We start from the raw sequence: 18818 nt of genomic DNA, 5'->3' as shown, positions 1-18818 counted from the left end.
GTGGTGGGGGAGTCTCGGGCGAGAGAGGCAGTGTGCGGGACCCAGCCGTACAAGATGATTAAGGGGTTTAAGGTGCTGGGATGCGTGTATTGATTACTGGCGGGGCGGGATATATCGGGAGCACGGTCGCCTCGGCGTGCCTCGATGCCGGGATCGAGCCCGTCATTCTCGACAACCTCGTCACGGGCAGGCGCGAGTTCGCGAAGGGGCGGTCGTTCTATGAGGGGGATATCAGCGACGGCTCGCTGATTGACAAGATATTTGCTGAATATCCGGATATTGAGGCTGTCGTCCACTGCGCCGCGCTCATCGTGGTGCCCGACTCCGTCGCCGACCCCATCGGCTACTACCGCGCGAACGTCACCAAGAGCCTCGAGTTCGTCGACCACCTGATCCGCAACGGCTGCACCCGGATGATCTTCAGCTCCTCCGCGTCCATCTACCGCACGGGCGACGACCACACGGTGGACGAGGGCTCCCCCCTCGACCCCCAGAGCCCGTACGCGCGGACCAAGGCGGTCTGCGAGGCCATGTTCGCCGACATCGCCGCAGGCCGTCCGATCAGGATCCTCTCCCTGCGGTACTTCAACCCGATCGGCGCCGACCCCGAGATGCGCACCGGGCTGCAGTTGCGCCGTCCCAGTCACGCCCTCGGCAAGATGATCGAGGCGTACGAGGACCGCGTCCCCTTCCGGATCACCGGCACCGGCTACCCGACCAGGGACGGCACGGGCATCCGCGACTACGTCCACGTCTGGGACCTGGCGGCGGCCCACGTGGCGGCCCTGCGGCGGTTCGACGGGCTGGAGGCCGACGTGATCAACCTGGGCACCGGCGCGGGCACCACCGTCCGCGAGCTGGTCGAGGCGTTCAACCGCGTCGTCGACCGCCCGATCGAGATCGTCGAGACCGACCCGCGCCCCGGCGACGTGGCCGGCGCCTACACCCGCAGCGACCGGGCCCGCCTCCTGCTGGACTGGCAGGCCCGCTACTCCGTTGAGGAGGGCATCCGGCATTCGCTCGAATGGGCGAGCCTCCGGGAGTCCAGGCTCGGCTAGACCTCCGTCCTGTGGAAGAAGCGGAGGCGGCCCGAGCGGGTCAAGGCGTCCAAGAGACCGGTCGCGGCCGGGGCGACCGCCGGGATGCACGCCGTGCTCGGCCGCCTGCGGGCCGCCGGGCCGCCTGGGGCTGACGGAGAAGTTCGCGATAGGGGAGCCGGCGCTGTTCGCGATCGAGGAGGAGACCCTGGGCTGCTGGTACGGATCCAGGAGGGCGGGCCGGGCTCCATGCGCGTCTGGCTGGAGGTGCCCGACGCCCGCGCGGGCGGAGGATCGCCTACCGGGAGGCGAGCGCCTCGTTCGGGATGATCTGCAGCTCTTCCATCAGCTCGTCGAGTTCGGCGTTCTTGATGTCCTCGGAGTCGATCACCTGCTCCTCCGGCGGAGCCACGATCGTCACCTTTTGTCCCCAGGCGCTGTAGCGGGTGTCGGTCGTGTCCCCGAGCCGGCCCCACCCACCCAAGTTGAGCGTCGAGCTGGTGCGGAACCGGCTGGGCAGGCCGGTGGAGCCGGTGCTCAACCGATAGTCGATAGGCAGGCTGCTGCCCCTGCCCCTGTTGAGCTTCCTCATCTGCCCGAGGGTGAGCGAACCGCTGTAGAGGCCGCCCTTGACGGACCGCGCGTGCGAGAGCAGCCCTTTCAACGCCGCAGGCCGGAAGGGGTCGACGGGTTGAGAGGAGGCGCTCACGTTGGTCGTGCTGCCGAGGTGCACCCAGGTCTTGCCTTCGGGCAGTCTCTTCTCGAGATCCCCGCCCTGGACGTAGACCTGCTTGTCCACGATGACGAGACGGAGGGTGATTTCGGGGGAAGACTTCAGGTAATTGCTCCGAGTGGTCAGGTCGGCGGCGACGATCCCCGACTCGCCGAACGCGTAGACGCCCGTCTTCCGGGAAGTTTGAGGCTTCTCGCCGGGTGACTCCGTCCGGGTGACCTCGGAGATCTTGACGCCGTGTCCGGCGACGAACTGCTTCTGCAGCGCCTTCACCGGATCAGGCGCCGCCGCCGCCTGGGCCGGTGTGGCGGTGATCAGGGCCGTGGCGGCCACCGCCGCCGCCAGAACTCGCTTCATACGCATCCTTAAGAGGAGAAAGCCTCCCCCCACCCAACGGGCGGGAGGAGGCCGGGGGAGCTACTAGTTGGCGAGCGAGTTCAGGGAGTTGTTCGGGATCTCCTGCGGAACGTCGCTGTCCTCACTGAGGTCCTTCACGTCGATCCACTGGTCCTCGGCCGGAGCCTTGACCTTGACCTTGGACCCCCACCCGAGGTACCGGGTCTCGGTGACCGAACGGGTCTTGCCCAGGACGCCGAAGTCCATGGCCCAGCCCGAGGAGAGCGTGGTGACCAGGCCCTTGGAGTTCACCTTCAGCGTGTAGTCGATCTTGATCTTGCCGAGCAGGCCGGTGATCTTCTGGCCGTAGACCTTGCCCAGCTCGTTGTAGGTCAGGGCGCCCTTGTAGGTGCCGCCCTTGAAGCTCTTGGCCTTCGACACCAGAGTCTTCAGCACCTTCGGCTCGAAGATGTCGAGGATCTGGTTGAAGGTGCCGCCGGTCGCCTCACTGCCGCCGTAGCGAACCCACTTCTTGCCCTCGGGCAGGTCCTCGCTGTACAGCCCGCCCTGGATGTAGCTGTAGCCGCCGACCGTGATGATGCGCGGCGGGGCGAGCGAGGCGGAAAGGCTCTTGTCGGTGCTGGGAGTGCGGGTACGGAGGTCGCTCGCGACGACGCCCGACTTGCCGAACTCGAAAGTGCCGCTCGTCTTGGTGGCCCCGAGGCTCTTGCCGTCGAGGCTCGTCCGGGTCTGCTCCGAGATTCGCACCCCGTGCCCCGCGACGAACTGCTTCTTGAGCGCCTTCACCGGGTCCGCCGGCGCGGCCTGCGCGGCGGGTGTGGCGGCAACGAGCGCCGCGGCCGTGGTTAGCGCCAAGCCCGCGAGAATTCGCTTCATACGATTTCCCCGTTCGATTCAAAAGGAGAGGGAGCAGAAGCCTGCCAATAGAAGATCACGACCATATATCGACAACCGGGGCAGGCGATGCCAAAACGGTGCACTTTTCGTGCAGAGGCGGTCTGGAGAAGTGAGATGACCGTCACAGAGTGGAAGAACCATGCCCCCATGACCTGGGTAGGTCAAGCTTCGGGCTAGGCTTTACCGGCGGAAACGCCCGGCACGCACGGGTTGCCCGGGGCGTCGAACATCAGTCGGAAAAGCAGGGCGCGAACCCGACGGAGGGTAAGCGACCAAGGGAAGAGGACGGACCCTCGTGGACCTGTTCGAACATCAGGCGAAGGAGCTCTTCGCCGACTACGGCATCCCGGTGCCACGTGGCATCGTCGCCCACAACGTGGAGGAGGCGCGGTCGGCCGCCGAGGAGCTGACCGGCCGCGTTGTCGTCAAGGCCCAGGTCAAGACCGGTGGCCGAGGCAAGGCCGGAGGCGTCAAAGTGGCCGACGACGCGGCCGACGCCGTGACCAAGGCCGAAGCCATCCTCGGCATGGACATCAAGGGCCACACGGTCCACAAGGTCCTTGTCGAGGAGGCCAGCGCGATCGCGGAGGAGTACTACTTCTCCTTCCTGCTCGACCGCGCGAACCGTACATTCCTCGCCATCTGCTCCGCCGCCGGCGGGATGGACATCGAAGAGGTCGCCCACACCGCGCCCGAGAAGGTCGCCAAGGTGCCGGTCTCGGCGCTGACCGGCATCGACCGCGCGAAGGCCCGCGAGATCGCGGTGGCCGGCGGCCTGCCGGAGAAGGCGCTCGACGGCGCCGCCGACCTCATCGAGAAGCTGTGGTGCTGCTTCGTCGACGAGGACGCCACGCTCGTCGAGGTCAACCCCATGATCCTGTCGGCCGACGGCCAGGTTAAGGCCCTCGACGGCAAGGTCACGCTCGACGACAACGCCTCCTTCCGCCAGGCCGACCACGAGGCGCTGGCCGACAAGGCGGCCGAGGACCCCCTCGAGGCCAAGGCCAAGGAGAAGGACCTCAACTACGTCAAGCTCGACGGCGACGTCGGCATCATCGGCAACGGCGCGGGCCTGGTCATGTCCACGCTCGACGTGGTGGCGTACGCGGGCGAGCCGTTCCCCGGCAAGCCGTCCCCCGCGAACTTCCTCGACATCGGCGGCGGCGCCTCGGCCGAGGTCATGGCCGCGGGCCTGGAGATCATCCTCTCCGACCCGAGCGTCAAGTCGATCTTCGTGAACGTCTTCGGCGGCATCACCGCCTGCGACGCCGTCGCCAACGGCATCGTCTCGGCGTTCAAGCTGCTGGAGAGCCGCGGCGAGGCCGTGACCCACCCGCTCGTGGTCCGCCTCGACGGCAACAACGCCCAGCTCGGGCGGCAGATCCTGGCCGACGCCGCGCTCCCGCGGGTCGAGCTGGTAGACACGATGGACGACGCGGCCAAGCGTGCCGCCGAGCTCGCTGCGGTAGGTGCGTGACCCATGGCCATCTGGTTGACTGAGAACAGCAAGATCATCGTTCAGGGCATGACCGGCGGCGAGGGCACCAAGCACACCCGCCGCATGCTCGCCTCCGGCGCCCGTGTCGTCGGCGGCGTGAACGCCCGCAAGGCCGGCATCACGCACGAGGGCCTGCCGGTGTTCGGGACGGTCCAGGAGGCCATGGAGAAGACCGGCGCCGACGTGTCGGTCGTCTTCGTGCCGCCGGCGTTCACCAAGGACGCGGTCATCGAGGCCATCGACGCCGAGATCCCGCTGTGCGTGGTGATCACCGAGGGCGTCCCGGTCCACGACAGCACCGCGTTCTGGGCGTACGCCGTCTCCAAGGGCAACAAGACCCGCATCATCGGTCCCAACTGCCCCGGCATCGCCTCTCCCGGCGCCTCCAACGCGGGCATCATCCCGGCCGACATCACCACCGCGGGCCGCATCGGCCTGGTCTCGAAGTCGGGCACGCTCACGTACCAGCTGATGTACGAGCTGCGTGACTTCGGCTTCTCGACCGCTGTGGGCATCGGCGGCGACCCCGTCATCGGCACGACCCACATCGACGCGCTCCAGGCGTTCCAGGACGACCCGGGCACCGACGCGATCGTCATGATCGGCGAGATCGGCGGCGACGCCGAGGAGCGGGCCGCGGCCTACATCGAGCAGCACGTCACCAAGCCGGTCGTGGCCTACGTCGCGGGCTTCACCGCGCCCGAGGGCAAGACCATGGGGCACGCCGGCGCCATCGTGTCGGGCTCCGCGGGCACCGCCCAGGCCAAGAAGGAGGCCCTGGAGAAGGTCGGCGTCCGCGTCGGCAAGACCCCCTCCGAGACCGCCCGCCTCATGCGCGAGATCATGCAGGCGCGTTGATCGTCGGGTTTCCAGAAGCCCCGTGCGGCTCTCCCGCACGGGGCTTTCCCTTCCCTGCCTTTTACGCTCACGGCGGGAACCCCACCCGCCGCACGTGGCCGGGCCCCGTCCAGGGAGACGGTCACGAGGTGCGCGGGGCCGGCCGCCGTTACGGCGCCCCGTGGGCCGTCTCGGTGGCAGACCAGGGGCCGATGGACAAATCAGGCGTAGTTCGCCGTCACAAAGTGCATGGGCGGCGGCGCGTCAACCAAGCGCCGGTCGGGAAACCTTGAGAAAATCGCCTACTGTGACGGCGATTCTCGACCAGTTGCGTGCGGCCCCCCGGTCGATGCTGGGCAAGCTCCCCGGGAGCTCAGGCGACGACGACGAGACGAGGCGGCCGCTACCCGTGTCAGGGATGCTGGCCGCCGCCGCCACGTTGGGCGTAGGGCTGGCCGCGCTCACCACGCTCACCCTCGTCGGCTGGATCGCCGCGCCACGCGGCACGCTGGGCACGGGGCTGCCGGGCGTGTTCCGCACGGCGGCGCAGCTCTGGCTGGCCGCGCACCACGCCGGGTTCGCGATCCAGGGCGGGCGGGTCGGGCTGCTGCCCCTGGGGCTGATGATGCTGCCCGCCGTGCTCCTCTACCGCGCCGGGCGGTGGATGGCCCGCGACGCGGACCTGCGGCTGCGGCTGCCCGCCCGGCTGCCGAAGAACAGCCCCAAGGAGCAGGCCGGGGCCCGCCGCCGGGCCCAGCTCGCCGTGGTCGTGCAGGCCGGGGTGTCGCTGGCGGCGCCGTACGCGCTGCTCGCGGGGTTGATCGCGCTCGCGGCCAGCAACGAGATCACGCAGCCGTTCATCGGCGAGGCGCTGCTCAGCCACTTCGTGCTGGCATTCCTGGCCGGGTCGCTGGCCACGGCGCGGATGATCGGGCCCTGGCGGGTGATGCTGCGGCTGCTGCCCGAGCGGGTGCGCGCGCTCACCGTCGGCACGGCGGTCGCCACGGCGGGGCTGCTCGTGGCCGGGCTCGCGCTGGTGCTGGTCGCCATCGTGCTGAACTTCGGGCAGGTCAAGGAGCTGTCCGACGTGCTCTCGCCGGGGCTCGTGGGCGGCGTGCTGCTGTTGCTGCTGCAGCTCCTCTACCTGCTCAACGCCGTCGTCTGGGCCTCCTCCTACATCGCCGGGCCAGGGTTCGCGATCGGCGCCGACACCCTGGTCGCGCCCACGGGGGTGCAGCTCGGCACGGTGCCGAGCCTGCCGCTGCTGGGGGCGTTGCCCGAGAGCGGGCCCGTGCCGGCGTGGATGATGGCGGTCGTGGCGGTGCCGTTCGCGGCGGGGGCCGTCGCGGGGGTCATGGTGGCCCGGATCGCGCCGTCGCCCTCCTACGAGGCGGCGCCGCTGTGGGGGTTCCTCAGCGGGGTCGTCACCGGGGTCGTGGCGGGGGTGCTGGCGGCGCTGTCCGGCGGGCCCATCGGCGGCGGGCGGCTGGCCACGATCGGGCCCTCGCCCTGGGAGGTGGCGGTCTCCGTCGCGGTGGAGGTCGGCGTGGCCGCCGGCATCTCCGCCGGCGTGGCCAACCTGCTGCTGCTCAACAAGCGCGCCCGTACGCCGCTGGACAAGGCGGCCGCTCCCGTACGCAAGGCCGGGGCGGCCCTCGCGAAGGCGGCGAGCAAGGTCGGGCTGGCCGAGTCGGACCCGCGCCCGCTGCCCGGCCACTGGATGGACGCCACCGAGGCCGACACGCAGGAGATCCCGGTCATCCGGGACGACTGGCAGGACGAGCACGCCTCGGCCGAGGCCGAGACGCTGGCCCAGGCCCGCCCGCGGCTGCCGGACCCCGACCGCCCGCCCCGCAAGGACATCGTGGACGAGTCGGACGACCGGGGCGGCAAGGTCATCTACATCGACCCGTACGCCTGGGACCGCGACTGACCCGTGCCCGGCTAGGGCTGCATGGCTCCGAGCAGCTGCAGCACGTCGGCGGGCAGCTTGCGCTCGGCCGCGTCCCTGAACTGCGTGAAGCACTCGCCCTGCGCGGAAACGGTCCCCGCGCCCTTCATGCACTCCTGGTAGGCCGAATATTCGTCCATCAGGTAGAGCTGCATCCCCGTGGCCATGGCCGACAGGGCCAGCGCGATCGAGGAGACCGTGATGCCGCCCACGGCGACACCCGTGGACCGGCCCGCTGACTTCAGCAGCGGCATCGCCCGGATCCCGGCCGTGAGCGCGAACAGCGCCATGACCAGGCCTGCGAGCGGCAACATGAACGTCATGGCCAGCGCTGCGATGGACAACCAGATCGCTCGGCGACCCGCCGAATCGGCGGGCTGCTGGCCTGCCGGTGCCTGCACCGGTGTCGACACCTGACCTCCTCTGCGTCGCCGGGCGAGGAACAGATACGCTGGCACCCCCACCCTGTTTCCTTTTGGGAGTGTGCGTGTCTAAGGCTGGGCGGCTCGTCGTCCTCGTCTCCGGCTCTGGAACCAACCTACAGGCCCTGCTGGACGCTTCTGCCGACCCGTCGTACGGGGTTCGCGTGGTCGCGGTCGGCGCGGACAGGGATGGGATCGAAGGGCTGGCCAGGGCAGCGAAGGTACAAGTCCCGACTTTTGTTGAAAAGTTGGGCGATTATGCGACCCGGGCGGAATGGGATGCCGCCATCGCGGCCAGGATCGCGGCGTACGAGCCTGACCTGGTGGTGTCGGCGGGGTTCATGAAAATTCTGGGTGCGCCGACCCTCGACGCCTTCCCCGTTCTGAACACCCACCCGGCGCTGCTGCCGTCGTTCCCCGGCGCGCACGGCGTACGGGACGCGCTCGCTCACGGCGTAAAAGTGACCGGCTGCACGGTGATGCTGGCCGACTCCGGGGTCGACACCGGGCCGATCGTCGCCCAGGAGGCGGTGCCCGTGCTCCCGGACGACGACGAGGCGGTCCTGCACGAGCGCATCAAGACCGTGGAGCGGCGCCTGCTCGTCGAGATCGTCGGCCGGCTGGCCCGCGAGGGCTGGACGGTCAGCGGACGTCAGGTCCGCATCGGCAACCTAACAGGAGGGGAATCCACGTGACTCGCATCGCCATCCGGCGCGCGCTGATCGCTGTTTACGACAAGTCCGGGCTCGAGGAGCTGGCCAGAGCCCTCGACGGCGCCGGGGTGGAGATCGTCTCGACCGGTGGCACGGCCGCCGCGATCTCGTCGTTCGGGATCCCGGTGACCAAGGTCGAGCAGCTCACCGGGTTCCCGGAGTGCCTGGACGGGCGGGTCAAGACGCTGCACCCGCGCGTGCACGCCGGGCTGCTGGCCGACGTCACCAAGCCGCACCACGTGGCCCAGCTGGAGGAGCTGGAGATCGACCCGTTCCAGCTCGTCGTGGTCAACCTCTATCCGTTCCAGGAGACGGTGGCCTCCGGCGCGTCCGACGAGGAGTGCGTCGAGCAGATCGACATCGGCGGGCCCGCCATGATCCGCGGCGCCGCGAAGAACCACAACACCTGCGCCGTCGTGGTCGACCCCGGGTTCTACGGCGACGTGGTCAACGCGCTGACCGAGAGCGGCTTCACCCTGGCCGAGCGCAGGCGGCTGGCGGGCATCGCGTACGCGCACACGGCCTCGTACGACGTGGCGGTCGCGAACTGGTTCGCGCGGACGTACGGGGAGGGCGAGTACCCGGCGTTCACGGGGGCGACCTACGAGCGCAAGGCCACCCTGCGGTACGGCGAGAACCCGCACCAGAGCGCGGCTCTATACACGGGCGGCACGAGCGGGCTGGCCAACGCCGAGCAGTTGCACGGCAAGGAGATGTCGTACAACAACTACCTCGACTCCGACGCCGCCTGGCGGGCCGCCTGGGACTTCACCCAGCCGTGCGTGGCCATCATCAAGCACCAGAACCCGTGCGGCATCGCCATCGGCGCCGACGTCGCCGAGGCGCACCGCAAGGCGCACGCGTGCGACCCCGTCTCGGCGTACGGCGGCGTGATCGCCGTCAACCGCGAGGTCACGGCCGAGCTGGCGCGGCAGATCGCCGACATCTTCACCGAGGTCGTCATCGCGCCGTCCTACGAGGCGGAGGCGCTGGAGGTGCTGCGGGCCAAGAAGAGCCTGCGCCTGCTGCAGTGCCCGGAGGGGCCGTCGCGGCAGGTGGAGTTCCGCGAGATCGACGGCGGCGTCCTGGCGCAGTCCGTGGACAAGGTCGACGCCTCCGGCGACTCGGCCGCGCAGTGGGAGCTCAAGACCGGCACCCCGGCTTCGCCCGAGCAGCTGGCCGACCTGGAGTTCGCCTGGCGCGCCTGCCGCTCGGTGAAGTCCAACGCCATCCTGCTGGCCAGCGACGGGGCGACCGTGGGCGTGGGCATGGGCCAGGTCAACCGGGTCGACTCGTGCCGTCTGGCGGTCTCCAGGGCGGGCGAGCGGGCGACGGGGGCGGTCGCGGCCTCGGACGCGTACTTCCCGTTCCCGGACGGGGCCCAGGTGCTGATCGACGCCGGTGTCCGGTTCATCGTGGAGCCTGGCGGCTCGATCCGGGACGAGCTGGTCATCGAGGCCGCCGAAAAGGCGGGCATCACCCTCTACTTCACCGGCACCCGCCACTTCTTCCACTGACCCGACCCCTTTCACCCAGGGCCAGAGCACCCCTCTGGCCCTCCCCGAGGGACGGGCCACTGCACCCGGCGGTGGCGTGCCCTTGAGGAGCGCCCGCCGCATGCGCTGAAGGATCGGTGCGGTGGGGTTCGCGGGCGAGCACTCGCCGGCTCCGGTTACCCTGAGTGCCACTCCAGCCCGCCCCCTCCCCATGGAGCTTGTCTTGCTCGAGTCGATCCTGCAGGTCTTCGTCACCATGAACGGCGTCGCCACCAGCCCCTTCGTCCTCCTGGTGCTCGCCCTGATCGGGGGCTACCTCGGCAGCCGCGCGGTGGAGATCATCCCGTTCACCCGCCGGATCATCGAGCGCCGCGAAGCCCAGGCCGCCGAACGCGAGTGAGCCTCGCTGGAGCCGAGGTCCATGACCTCAGGGCATCCAGCTCGGCTCGCTCACCAGGGCCGTTAGAGGGCCATTGACGCCAGGCGGGCGGCTCCCGCCAGGGCGGCGTGCACGCCGAGGGTGCTCTGGTGGATCCGCACCGCCCGGACGAACGCCAGCCCGGCCACGTCGTCGAGGATGCGCTCCAACGGGTCGAACAGCACCTTCCCGGCCGCCGACACGCCGCCGCCGATGACCACGGTGGTGATCTCGACCACGGCCGCCGTGGAGGCGATCATTCCGGCCAGCGCTCGCGCGCCGCGTTCGAACGCCGCCACCGCGACCGGATCGCCCGCCGCCGCGTCTCTGGCGAGCACTCGGGCGTCGGCCTTCTCCTCCGGCCCGTCGAGGGCGGGGGACCAGCCGTTCTCCAGGGCCCAGCGGGCGAGGTTGGGGCCGCTGGAGTAGCGCTCGACGCAGCCCCGGCCGCCGCACACGCAGCGCTCGCCGCTGGGATCGATGGACATGTGGCCGACATGCCCGCCATTGCCGGTCGGGCCCAGGAACGGCCTGCCGTCGATCACCAATCCGCCGCCGATGCCGGTGGACACGACGATGCCGAGCAGGGACGTGCTGTCGCGCCCCGCTCCCAGCCAGTGCTCGCCGAGCGCGAAGCACTGGGCGTCGCCGGCCAGCATGGTGGGCAGCCCGGTCAGCTTCCGGACCTCCTCGCGCAGGGGGAAGCCGCGCCAACTGGGCATGTTGACCGGGCTCACCGTCCCGGCGACCAGGTCGAGCGGCCCGGCGCAGCCGATCCCGACGGCTTCCGGCGGCGGGCCGCCCTCGATCACCTCCGTGATCAGGGCCGCCAGGGCGGGCATGACGTCCGTGCGCGGCGTGGGCCGCGTGCCGGATCGCGACACGGAACCTTCCTCGTCCACCAGCGCGGCGGCGAGCTTGGTCCCTCCGATGTCAATGGCAAGTACGTAGGTCATCAATCTCTGTGGGGGTTGTCGGGCTGGCGGGGGTCGCCAGAGTGGTTCGGTGCGGGCACGAGGTCGACGGCGGGCATGTCATCCGAGCATGTTGCCGGCGCCCAGCAACACTAAGCCCTTCCAAGATCAATGACAACGATGTCATCGATTGCCTGTGGATAAGTAGGGCTGACTGCCTGGGGTCTGTGGATAAGTTGTGGATTCAGGGCACTCAGGAAAGGCCGGCCGATGGTGGGAGTGGCGTGTTGATGGGCTGAGGGGGCATGGAAGGATTGCCGCATGAGCGCAGTGAAACTCGATGGCAAGGCGACCGCCGCCAAGATCAAGGCAGACCTCACGACCCGAGTGGCCGCGCTCAAGGAACGCGGCATCACCCCCGGCCTGGGCACCGTGCTCGTGGGTGACGACCCCGGCAGCCAGATCTACGTCGCGGGCAAGCACCGCGACTGCGCCGAGGTGGGCATCGCCTCCATCCGCGTCGACCTCCCGGCCACCGCCACGCAGGCCGAGGTCGAGGCCGCCATCGACGAGCTCAACGCCTCGCCCGAGTGCACCGGCTACATCGTCCAGCTCCCTCTCCCCAAGCACCTCGACACGATGGCCCTGCTCGAGCGCATGGACCCGGCCAAGGACGCCGACGGCCTCCACCCGATCAACCTGGGCCGCCTCGTCCACATGGTCGACGCCCCGCTCCCGTGCACCCCGCACGGCATCGTGCTGCTCCTGCAGGAGTACGGCGTGCCGATCAAGGGCGCCGAGGTGGCCGTGGTCGGGCGCGGCATCACGGTGGGCCGTTCGCTGGGCCTCCTGCTCACCCGCCGCAGCGAGAACGCGACCGTGACCCTCTGCCACACCGGCACCCAGGACCTGGCCGGGCACGTGCGCCGGGCGGACATCGTGGTGGCGGCGGCGGGCGTGCCCGGCCTGATCACCCGTGACATGGTCAAGCCCGGCGCGGCCGTCCTCGACGTGGGGGTCTCCCGGGTGGACGGCAAGATCGCCGGTGACGTGGCGCTGGACGTGGCCGAGGTCGCGGGGTTCCTGACCCCCAACCCGGGCGGCGTCGGGCCCATGACCCGCGCCCTGCTGCTGTCCAACGTGGTGGAAGCCGCCGAACGCTCCTGACGAAGCCCCAAGGTACGGCCGGCGCCCCCGCGCCGGCCGCAACCCCTAGAACGGGTACGTGGCGATGTCGCCCTGCATGGTGACCCACTGCGTCTCGGTGAAGGCGTCGACGTTCGCCCCGGTCCCGCCGAACCGCGCCCCCGTCCCCGAGGCCCCCACCCCGCCGAACGGCGCCACGGCCTCGTCGTCCACGGTCTGGTCGTTGATGTGCACGATCCCCGTCGGCACCAGGTCGGCCAGCGCCAGCCCCTTCATCACGTCCCGGGTGAGGATGCCCAGCGACAGGCCGTACTCGGAGTCCGCGGCCAGCGCCGCCGCCTCCTCCAGCGTGGCGAACGTCGTCACCGGCGCCACCGGCCCGAACACCTCCTCCGCGTACGCCGGCGCGCTCACCGGCACCTCCGCCAGCACCGTCGGCTGGTAGAACAGCCCCTCGTACGTCCCCCCGGCGGCCAGCCGGGCCCCGGCGGAGACGCTGGAGGTGACCAGCCGGTGCACCCGGTCGCGCTGCCCGGCGTCGATCAGCGGCCCGAGCGCGACCTGCCCGGTGGCGGGATCGCCGACCGGCAGCGCCGCGGCCTTGGCGGCGAGCCGCTCGACGTACTCCTCGGCCACGGCCTCGTGCACGAGGTGCCGTCCCGAGGTCATGCAGATCTGCCCCTGGTGGAAGAACGACGCCCACGCGCCCGCCGACGCCGCGGCCCCGAGGTCGGCGTCGTCGAACACGACCAGCGCCGAGTTCCCGCCCAGCTCCAGGTGGACCCGCTTGAGCAGGCGCGCCGCCGCCTCGCCGACCTTGCGCCCGGCGGCGGTGGAGCCGGTGAAGGAGATCACGGGGATGTTCGGGTCGGCGACCAGCGCCTGACCGGCCTCGGGGCCGCCGGGCAGCACGTGCAGGAGCCCGCTCGGCAGCCCGGCCTCCTCGAAGACCCGCGCGATCGAGAACCCGCCGCACACGGCCGTACGCTGGTCCGGCTTGAACACGACCGCGTTCCCCAGCGCCAGGGCCGGGGCGACCGACCGGATGCCCAGGATCAGCGGGAAGTTGAACGGCGCGATCACCCCCACCACCCCGACCGGCACCCGCCGGGCGAAGCTGAGCCGCTTGCGGGCCGTCGGCAGCACCTCGCCCAGGGGCTGCGAGGCCAGCGCCGCCGCCTCGTAGCACTCCTGCGCCGCCACGTGCGTCTCGAACCCGGCCTTGCCCGGCACGCCGCCGGACTCCCGGACGATCCAGTCCTGGATCTCCTGCGCGTGCTCCTCGAACAGCCGCCCGGCCCGCCGCAGCAGCGCCGCCCGCTCCTCGTACGGCGTGGCGGCCCACGCCCGCTGCTCGGACCGGGCCCGTACGGCCGCCGCCGCCACGTCGTCGGCGCCGGCGACGCCCGCGCGGCCGAGCTCGTTGCCGGTGGCGGGCTCGATGACGGGCGCGTCCCCGGCGCGCGAGGCCGTCCATCCGCCGTCGAAGATCGATCCCGTCCAGATCTTGGGGTCGAGGAACGTCATGATGAGCCTCCTAAGGCTGGAAGTCCGGATCCACGGTGACGGTCACGTCGAGCAGCAGGGGCTCCTCGCGGGCCGCGAGCGTCGGCAGCACCTCGTCGAGCGCCGCCGTCAGCTCGTCGTACGAGTCCACCCGCCTGGCGGGGCACCCCAGCGACCTGGCCAGGCCGGCCATGTCCACCTCGGTGAACGGCGGCCACGGCGCCTTGCCGCCCTGCTTGTCGGCCAGCCGGTCCATGACGGCGTACCGGCCGTTGGCGAGCACGACGAACAGCGCGCCCACCCGGTAGTGCGTGGCGCTCCAGAGGGCGTGCATGCCGTAGAGGGCCGACCCGTCGCCCACGACGGCGACCACGGGCCGGCCGGGCAGCGCCATCCGCAGGCCCACCGCGGCGGGCACGGCGAACCCGAGGCCGCCCATGGCCGCCGACAGGAAGCCGAGCGGGGTCCTGGCGGGCACGAGCCGGTGCAGGTCGGGGCGGGACGAGGGGGTCTCCTCGATGAGCACGGTGTCGGCGGGCAGCCGCAGCGCCAGCGCGCGCAGCACGTGCGCCGCCCGCATCGGCCGCCCCTCCGCCGGCAGTTCGGGGATGTCGGGCGAGAGAACCCGCCTGGCCGCCGGGGACGAGGCGGGCAGCAGTACGGGTAGCAGGGCGGCCAGCCGGGCGCAGACGGCCGACGGCGAGGCGAGGTAGGCCAGGTCAGCCGGGCTGCGATGCGCCTCGGCCGGGTCGTCCGTGACCACCGCGATCGACGTCCCCGGCACGACCAGGGGACCGGGCGCGTACGGGTACTGCCGGAAGGCGGGAGCCCCCACCGCGAGCACCACGTCGTGCCCGGCCAGCGTCTCCCGCAGCCGCGCCCGGTCGGCGGGCAGCACCCCCGCGTACTGCGGATGGTCCTGCGGGAACCCGGCCCGCCCCCCGAACGACTCCTGGAACACGGGACACCCGAGCCGCTCGGCCAGCGCGACCAGCGCCTCCCACCCGGCCCCCGCGCCCGCGACGATCGCCGGCGACCGGGCCTGCGACAGCAGCTCCACCAGCGGCGCGAGGTCGTCGTCGGAAACGCCGGCAGGCCGCACCACCCGCGCGGGCGCCGCCGCGGTCTCCCCGGAGAAGGGCGCCTCCCAGTCGTCCATCGGCACCACCACCAGCGCCGGCCCGCGGAAGGTCGTCGCCTCGTGACAGGCCCGGGCCACCGCCCCGGGCACGTCCTGCGCCCGCACCGGCTGGTCCACCCGCACCGGATAGTCCCCGGCCAGCCCGCTCAGCCGCCCGGTCAGGAACGGCTCCAGCGCCAGGTGCCGCCGATCCTGCTGCCCGACCAGGATCACCAGCGGCACCCGGTTCACCCGGGCGGTGGCGATGGCCCCCACCGCGTTCCCCAGCCCGGCCGTGGTGTGCAGCAAGGCCAGCGCGGGCGCCTCGTGCCCGATCGCCCACCCCGTGGCCATCCCCACCACGGACCCCTCGTGGAGCGCGAGCACGAAACGCAGGTCGTCGGGGAGCCCGGTCAGCAGGGTCACCTCGGTGGAGCCGGGGTTGCCGAAGATCGTGGTCAGCCCGTACCGCCTGAGCACGTCGAACGTGGCGTCCCTGACCGTCGTCACGGCTCGCCCCTGGCCCGCTGGATCTGCCGGTAGACGTGCCCGCGCAACTCACCGAACCGGGGCAGCGAGCGGGTCGTGAGCTGGTCGCGTTCGGAGGGCAGATCCACCTTCAGGTCCTCCATGATCACGGTCGGCGACGAGGACAGGACGATGACCCGCTGCCCCAGATAGACGGCCTCATCGATGTCGTGGGTGACGAACAGCGTGGTCACCCCCAGGTCCCGCCACAGCCGCAGGATCAGGTCCTCCAGGTCCGCCCGGGTCTGGGCGTCCACGGCTGCGAACGGCTCGTCCATCAGCAGCACCTGCGGCTCGTACGCCACCGCCCGCGCGATGGCCACCCGCTGCTGCATGCCGCCGGACAGCTGCCACGGATGGGCGTCGGCGGCGTCACTGAGACCGACCGATTCCAAGGAGTCGGCGACCAGCTCGCGCCGCCGCCCCGCGGGCACCTTCTTCTCCTTCAGCGGCAGCTCGACGTTCTCGCGCACGGTCATCCAGGGGAAGAGGCTGCGCCCGTACTCCTGGAACACCACGGCCATCCGCGGTGGCGGCCCGGTCACGAGCACGTCGTCCACCCGCACCTCGCCCCCGCTGGCCGGCAGCAGCCCCGCGACGCACCTGAGCAGCGTGGTCTTGCCGCACCCCGACGGCCCCACCACGCACACCAGTTCGCCGGCGCCGACGCCGACGGTGATCGAGCGGATCGCCTCGACGGTGCGGCCGGGGCTCTCGTAGACCTTGCGCAAGGAGGAGATCTCAAGCACGGGCGGCTCCACTGCCGTAGTACCAGGACAACACCCGCCGCTCCACGCGGCGGAAGAGCACGGACAGGCCCAGGCCGATCAGCCCGAGCAGCAGGATCCCGCTCCACATCTCGGCGATCTGGAACTGCCGCTGGAACACCAGGATCGTGAACCCCAGCCCGCTGGAGCTGGCGAACATCTCGCTGATGACCATGAGGATGATCCCGATGGACAGCGCCTGCCGGAGCCCGGTCATGATCTGCGGGCTGGCGCCGCGCAGCACGAACCGCCGCAGCCTGGAGCTCCCGCGTACGCCGTACATGCGGCAGGTGTCGGCGAGCACCTCGTCCAGCGCCCGTACGCCCTCCACGGTGTTCAGCAGGATCGGCCACAGGCAGCCCGAGACGATGACCAGCACCTTCATGGGGGTGTCGATCCCGGCCAGCAGCATGATCAACGGCACCAGCACCGGCGGGGGGATGGCCCTGAAGAACTCCAGCACCGGTTCGAGCGTGGCACGCAGTCGCGGCGACAGCCCGATCGCCACGCCCAGGCCCACGCCCAGCAGCCCCGCCACCACGTAGCCCGCCAGCAGCCGCGCCACGCTCGGCAGCACGTCGTCGACGATCCGCTCGGAGAACCACGTCTCCGCGAACGCCCGCCCCACCAGGCCGGGGCTCGGCAGGTAGAACGAGCTCCCGCTGACCGCCCACCAGACCAGCACCAGCGCCGCCGGCAGGGCGAGCAGCCTGACGACCCGCATCATGCGGCCACCTCCGACCGGACGCTCGGATGCCAGGCCAGCACCCGGCGCTCCAGGAGCCGCACGGCCGCGTTCACCCCGATGCCGACCAGCCCGGCCAGCACGATCAGCGCGTACACGGTCGGCACGGCCCCGCTGCTCTGCGCCACCTGGATCTCGGCGCCCAGCCCTGGGCTGCCGATCACCAGCTCGGCCGTCACCGCCAGGATGAACGCCACCGCCGCCGCCAGCCTCAGACCGGTCATGACGTACGGCAGCGCCGTCGGCCACACCAGGTGCCTGACCCTGGACCAGGCAGACAGTCCGTACGACCTGGCGGTGTCGAAGGCCACGGAGTCCACGGCCGCGACGCCGTACAGGACCTGGATGAGGACCTGCCAGAACGACGCGTACACCACGAGCAGGAGCGTCGAGCCGATCGACGGCCCGAACAGCAGCGTCGCCAGCGGCACCAGCGCGACCGACGGGATCGGGCGCAGGAACTCGACCGTGGAGCTCGTCAGCGCGCGCAGGCCCGGCACGATCCCGATGACCAACCCGGCCACCACCGCCGCGCAGAACGCCAGCGCCAGCCCCAGCACCCAGCCGAGCATGGTCTCGCCGAGCGCGATCCACAGCTCGGGCGTGGCCAGCTCCCCGGCCAGCGTGCCCAGGATGCGCGAGGCGGGCGGCAGGAACCGCTCGTCGACCAGGCCGAGCCGCGGTACGGCCTCCGTCAGCACCAGCAGCCCGCCGAGCCCGGCGAGCCCGTGTCCGAGCCGGCTCAGCGGCCCGGTCACGGCACCAGCGCCGAGACGTCGACCTTCTGCTTGAGCACCCCGTCGGCCAGCGCCAGGTCGGCCACGGTCTGCACGGAGGCCCTGTTGACCTCGACGGGCCACTTCGGCAGGTTGATCTTCGCGATCACGTCAGGCGCGATCTTGGTGTAAGTCTTCAGCACCTCTCTGACCTCGTCCGGATGCGCGTCCGCGTACTCCAGCGACTTGCGCATCGCCGCCGTGAACCGCTTGGTCAGGTCGGCGTCGGTCCTGCCCGTGGTGAAGTACATGGCGACGGTGAGGTTGGGGGCGGCGTCGGCGAAATTCCAGGCCACGGGGCGCGCTCCCTGGCTGACGGCCTGGCTGACGAACGGCTCGACCACCCAGATCGCGTCCACCCGGCCGCTCTGCAGCGCGGCGGGCGCGTCGGGGAACGGCAGCTCCACGAACTCGATGCCGGTGGGGTCGCCTCCCGCGTTGCGCACGGAAGCGCGTACGGTCGTGTCGCCGATGTTCTTGAGCTGGTTGACGGAGATCTTCTTGCCCGCCAGGTCCTTGGGCGTCCTGATCGGGCTGTCCGGTTTGACCAGCACCGCGCTGAAGTCCTTGCCCTGCTGACCGGTGGAGGAGACGCCGTTGGCGACCACCTTGACGTCGAGGCCCTGCTGCTTGGCGGTCAGCAGCGAGGTCGTGTTCGCGAACGCGAACTGGAACTGCCCGCTCACCGCTCCCGAGACGGCGGCCGCGCCGCCCTGGACCGGGGTGATCGTGAGGTCGATGTTCTGCTCGGTGAAGAAGCCCTTGGCCTTGCCCAGGTGGATCGGAGCGGTGTCGACGATCGCGATCACTCCGGCGTTGACCTTGTCGGCCTGCTTGGCCTGGCCGTCGGTGGCGGGCTGGGTGCCGCCGCAGGCGGCTGTGAGTAAGGCGACGAGGACGATGAGGGCGCGACGCACGATGGCTCCTATTTGTTCGCGATGCGCACATGTATTCTCT

At 71.0% G+C, this 18818-nt stretch carries 18 protein-coding genes; 8 read left to right on the top strand and 10 right to left on the bottom strand.

The window, feature by feature from the left end:
* Positions 1–80: 80 nt before the first annotated feature.
* Positions 81–1058: a UDP-glucose 4-epimerase GalE gene (galE, locus tag ABZS69_RS29945; protein WP_355378422.1), complete on the top strand. Its 978-nt coding sequence runs from the start codon at positions 81–83 to the stop codon at positions 1056–1058.
* A gap of 277 nt (positions 1059–1335) precedes the next feature.
* Here galE and ABZS69_RS29940 read toward each other — a convergent pair whose 3' ends face one another.
* Positions 1336–2127 (bottom strand): hypothetical protein, encoded by a 792-nt coding sequence (locus ABZS69_RS29940; RefSeq protein WP_355378420.1) that lies wholly within the window; start codon positions 2125–2127, stop codon positions 1336–1338.
* 63 nt (positions 2128–2190) lie between these two features.
* On the bottom strand, positions 2191–2982 hold the full coding sequence (locus tag ABZS69_RS29935; protein WP_355378419.1) for a hypothetical protein: 792 nt from the start codon (positions 2980–2982) through the stop codon (positions 2191–2193).
* A 337-nt stretch (positions 2983–3319) separates the two neighbouring features.
* Here ABZS69_RS29935 and sucC point away from each other — a divergent pair, with 337 nt between their 5' ends.
* From sucC to ABZS69_RS29920, 3 genes are all read left to right on the top strand, one after another.
* Positions 3320–4501 (top strand): ADP-forming succinate--CoA ligase subunit beta, encoded by a 1182-nt coding sequence (gene sucC, locus ABZS69_RS29930; RefSeq protein WP_355378417.1) that lies wholly within the window; start codon positions 3320–3322, stop codon positions 4499–4501.
* Between the two features lie 3 nt (positions 4502–4504).
* Positions 4505–5380 carry a succinate--CoA ligase subunit alpha gene (sucD, locus tag ABZS69_RS29925; RefSeq protein WP_355378415.1) on the top strand — a complete coding sequence of 292 codons (876 nt, stop codon included), beginning with the start codon at positions 4505–4507 and terminating at the stop codon, positions 5378–5380.
* A 286-nt stretch (positions 5381–5666) separates the two neighbouring features.
* Positions 5667–7292: a DUF6350 family protein gene (locus ABZS69_RS29920; RefSeq protein WP_355378413.1), complete on the top strand. Its 1626-nt coding sequence runs from the start codon at positions 5667–5669 to the stop codon at positions 7290–7292.
* An 11-nt stretch (positions 7293–7303) separates the two neighbouring features.
* On the opposite strand, the gene ABZS69_RS29915 is transcribed toward ABZS69_RS29920, so the two are convergent.
* Complete coding sequence (locus ABZS69_RS29915; RefSeq protein WP_355378411.1) at positions 7304–7723, bottom strand: hypothetical protein; 420 nt, start codon at positions 7721–7723, stop codon at positions 7304–7306.
* Positions 7724–7797: 74 nt separating this feature from the next.
* On the opposite strand from ABZS69_RS29915, the gene purN reads away from it, so the two are divergent.
* The 3 genes from purN (at position 7798) to ABZS69_RS29900 (ending at position 10341) form a co-directional block, all read left to right on the top strand.
* Positions 7798–8427 carry a phosphoribosylglycinamide formyltransferase gene (gene purN / locus ABZS69_RS29910; protein ID WP_355378409.1) on the top strand — a complete coding sequence of 210 codons (630 nt, stop codon included), beginning with the start codon at positions 7798–7800 and terminating at the stop codon, positions 8425–8427.
* Positions 8424–9962 (top strand): bifunctional phosphoribosylaminoimidazolecarboxamide formyltransferase/IMP cyclohydrolase, encoded by a 1539-nt coding sequence (gene purH / locus ABZS69_RS29905; protein WP_355378407.1) that lies wholly within the window; start codon positions 8424–8426, stop codon positions 9960–9962. Before purN ends, purH begins: the two co-directional genes overlap by 4 nt.
* Before the next feature lie 202 nt (positions 9963–10164).
* Positions 10165–10341, top strand: coding sequence for a hypothetical protein (locus ABZS69_RS29900; RefSeq protein ID WP_355378405.1), 177 nt, complete (start codon positions 10165–10167; stop codon positions 10339–10341).
* A 62-nt stretch (positions 10342–10403) separates the two neighbouring features.
* On the opposite strand, the gene ABZS69_RS29895 is transcribed toward ABZS69_RS29900, so the two are convergent.
* On the bottom strand, positions 10404–11315 hold the full coding sequence (locus ABZS69_RS29895; RefSeq protein ID WP_355378404.1) for an ROK family protein: 912 nt from the start codon (positions 11313–11315) through the stop codon (positions 10404–10406).
* A 279-nt stretch (positions 11316–11594) separates the two neighbouring features.
* On the opposite strand from ABZS69_RS29895, the gene ABZS69_RS29890 reads away from it, so the two are divergent.
* A complete protein-coding gene (locus ABZS69_RS29890) occupies positions 11595–12440 on the top strand; it encodes a bifunctional methylenetetrahydrofolate dehydrogenase/methenyltetrahydrofolate cyclohydrolase (RefSeq protein ID WP_355378402.1) in 846 nt (281 codons plus the stop codon).
* A 45-nt stretch (positions 12441–12485) separates the two neighbouring features.
* Here the strand turns inward: ABZS69_RS29890 and ABZS69_RS29885 are convergent, their stop codons facing one another.
* From ABZS69_RS29885 to ABZS69_RS29860, 6 genes are read right to left on the bottom strand one after another with little or no spacing between them, the layout of a single operon-like run.
* Complete coding sequence (locus ABZS69_RS29885; protein ID WP_355378400.1) at positions 12486–13946, bottom strand: aldehyde dehydrogenase family protein; 1461 nt, start codon at positions 13944–13946, stop codon at positions 12486–12488.
* 10 nt (positions 13947–13956) lie between these two features.
* Entirely contained in the window at positions 13957–15555 is a 1599-nt protein-coding gene (locus tag ABZS69_RS29880) for a thiamine pyrophosphate-dependent enzyme (RefSeq protein ID WP_355378398.1), read from the bottom strand.
* Positions 15552–16322: an ABC transporter ATP-binding protein gene (locus ABZS69_RS29875; protein WP_355378396.1), complete on the bottom strand. Its 771-nt coding sequence runs from the start codon at positions 16320–16322 to the stop codon at positions 15552–15554. The genes ABZS69_RS29880 and ABZS69_RS29875 overlap by 4 nt, the downstream gene beginning before the upstream one ends.
* On the bottom strand, positions 16315–17067 hold the full coding sequence (locus ABZS69_RS29870; protein ID WP_355378394.1) for an ABC transporter permease: 753 nt from the start codon (positions 17065–17067) through the stop codon (positions 16315–16317). The genes ABZS69_RS29875 and ABZS69_RS29870 overlap by 8 nt, the downstream gene beginning before the upstream one ends.
* On the bottom strand, positions 17064–17843 hold the full coding sequence (locus ABZS69_RS29865) for an ABC transporter permease (protein ID WP_355378392.1): 780 nt from the start codon (positions 17841–17843) through the stop codon (positions 17064–17066). Before ABZS69_RS29865 ends, ABZS69_RS29870 begins: the two co-directional genes overlap by 4 nt.
* On the bottom strand, positions 17840–18778 hold the full coding sequence (locus ABZS69_RS29860) for an ABC transporter substrate-binding protein (protein WP_355378390.1): 939 nt from the start codon (positions 18776–18778) through the stop codon (positions 17840–17842). The genes ABZS69_RS29865 and ABZS69_RS29860 overlap by 4 nt, the downstream gene beginning before the upstream one ends.
* Between the last annotated feature and the right edge of the window lie 40 nt (positions 18779–18818).

Origin of the sequence: Nonomuraea sp. NPDC005650 (assembly GCF_040605375.1) — a bacterium.
Lineage (GTDB): Bacteria > Actinomycetota > Actinomycetes > Streptosporangiales > Streptosporangiaceae > Nonomuraea.
The sequence above is the reverse complement of the archived record's forward strand: the minus strand, read 5'-3'. Positions and strand labels throughout refer to the sequence as shown.

Excerpts from the sequence above, each read along its gene's own strand:
- ABZS69_RS29890 (WP_355378402.1), top strand. The coding sequence starts at position 11,595 with ATGAGCGCAGTGAAACTCGATGGCAAGGCGACCGCCGCCAAGATCAAG.
- ABZS69_RS29870 (WP_355378394.1), bottom strand. The coding sequence starts at position 17,067 with ATGATGCGGGTCGTCAGGCTGCTCGCCCTGCCGGCGGCGCTGGTGCTG.
- ABZS69_RS29895 (WP_355378404.1), bottom strand. The coding sequence starts at position 11,315 with ATGACCTACGTACTTGCCATTGACATCGGAGGGACCAAGCTCGCCGCC.
- sucD (WP_355378415.1), top strand. The coding sequence starts at position 4,505 with ATGGCCATCTGGTTGACTGAGAACAGCAAGATCATCGTTCAGGGCATG.
- ABZS69_RS29885 (WP_355378400.1), bottom strand. The coding sequence starts at position 13,946 with ATGACGTTCCTCGACCCCAAGATCTGGACGGGATCGATCTTCGACGGC.
- ABZS69_RS29940 (WP_355378420.1), bottom strand. The coding sequence starts at position 2,127 with ATGAAGCGAGTTCTGGCGGCGGCGGTGGCCGCCACGGCCCTGATCACC.
- galE (WP_355378422.1), top strand. The coding sequence starts at position 81 with ATGCGTGTATTGATTACTGGCGGGGCGGGATATATCGGGAGCACGGTC.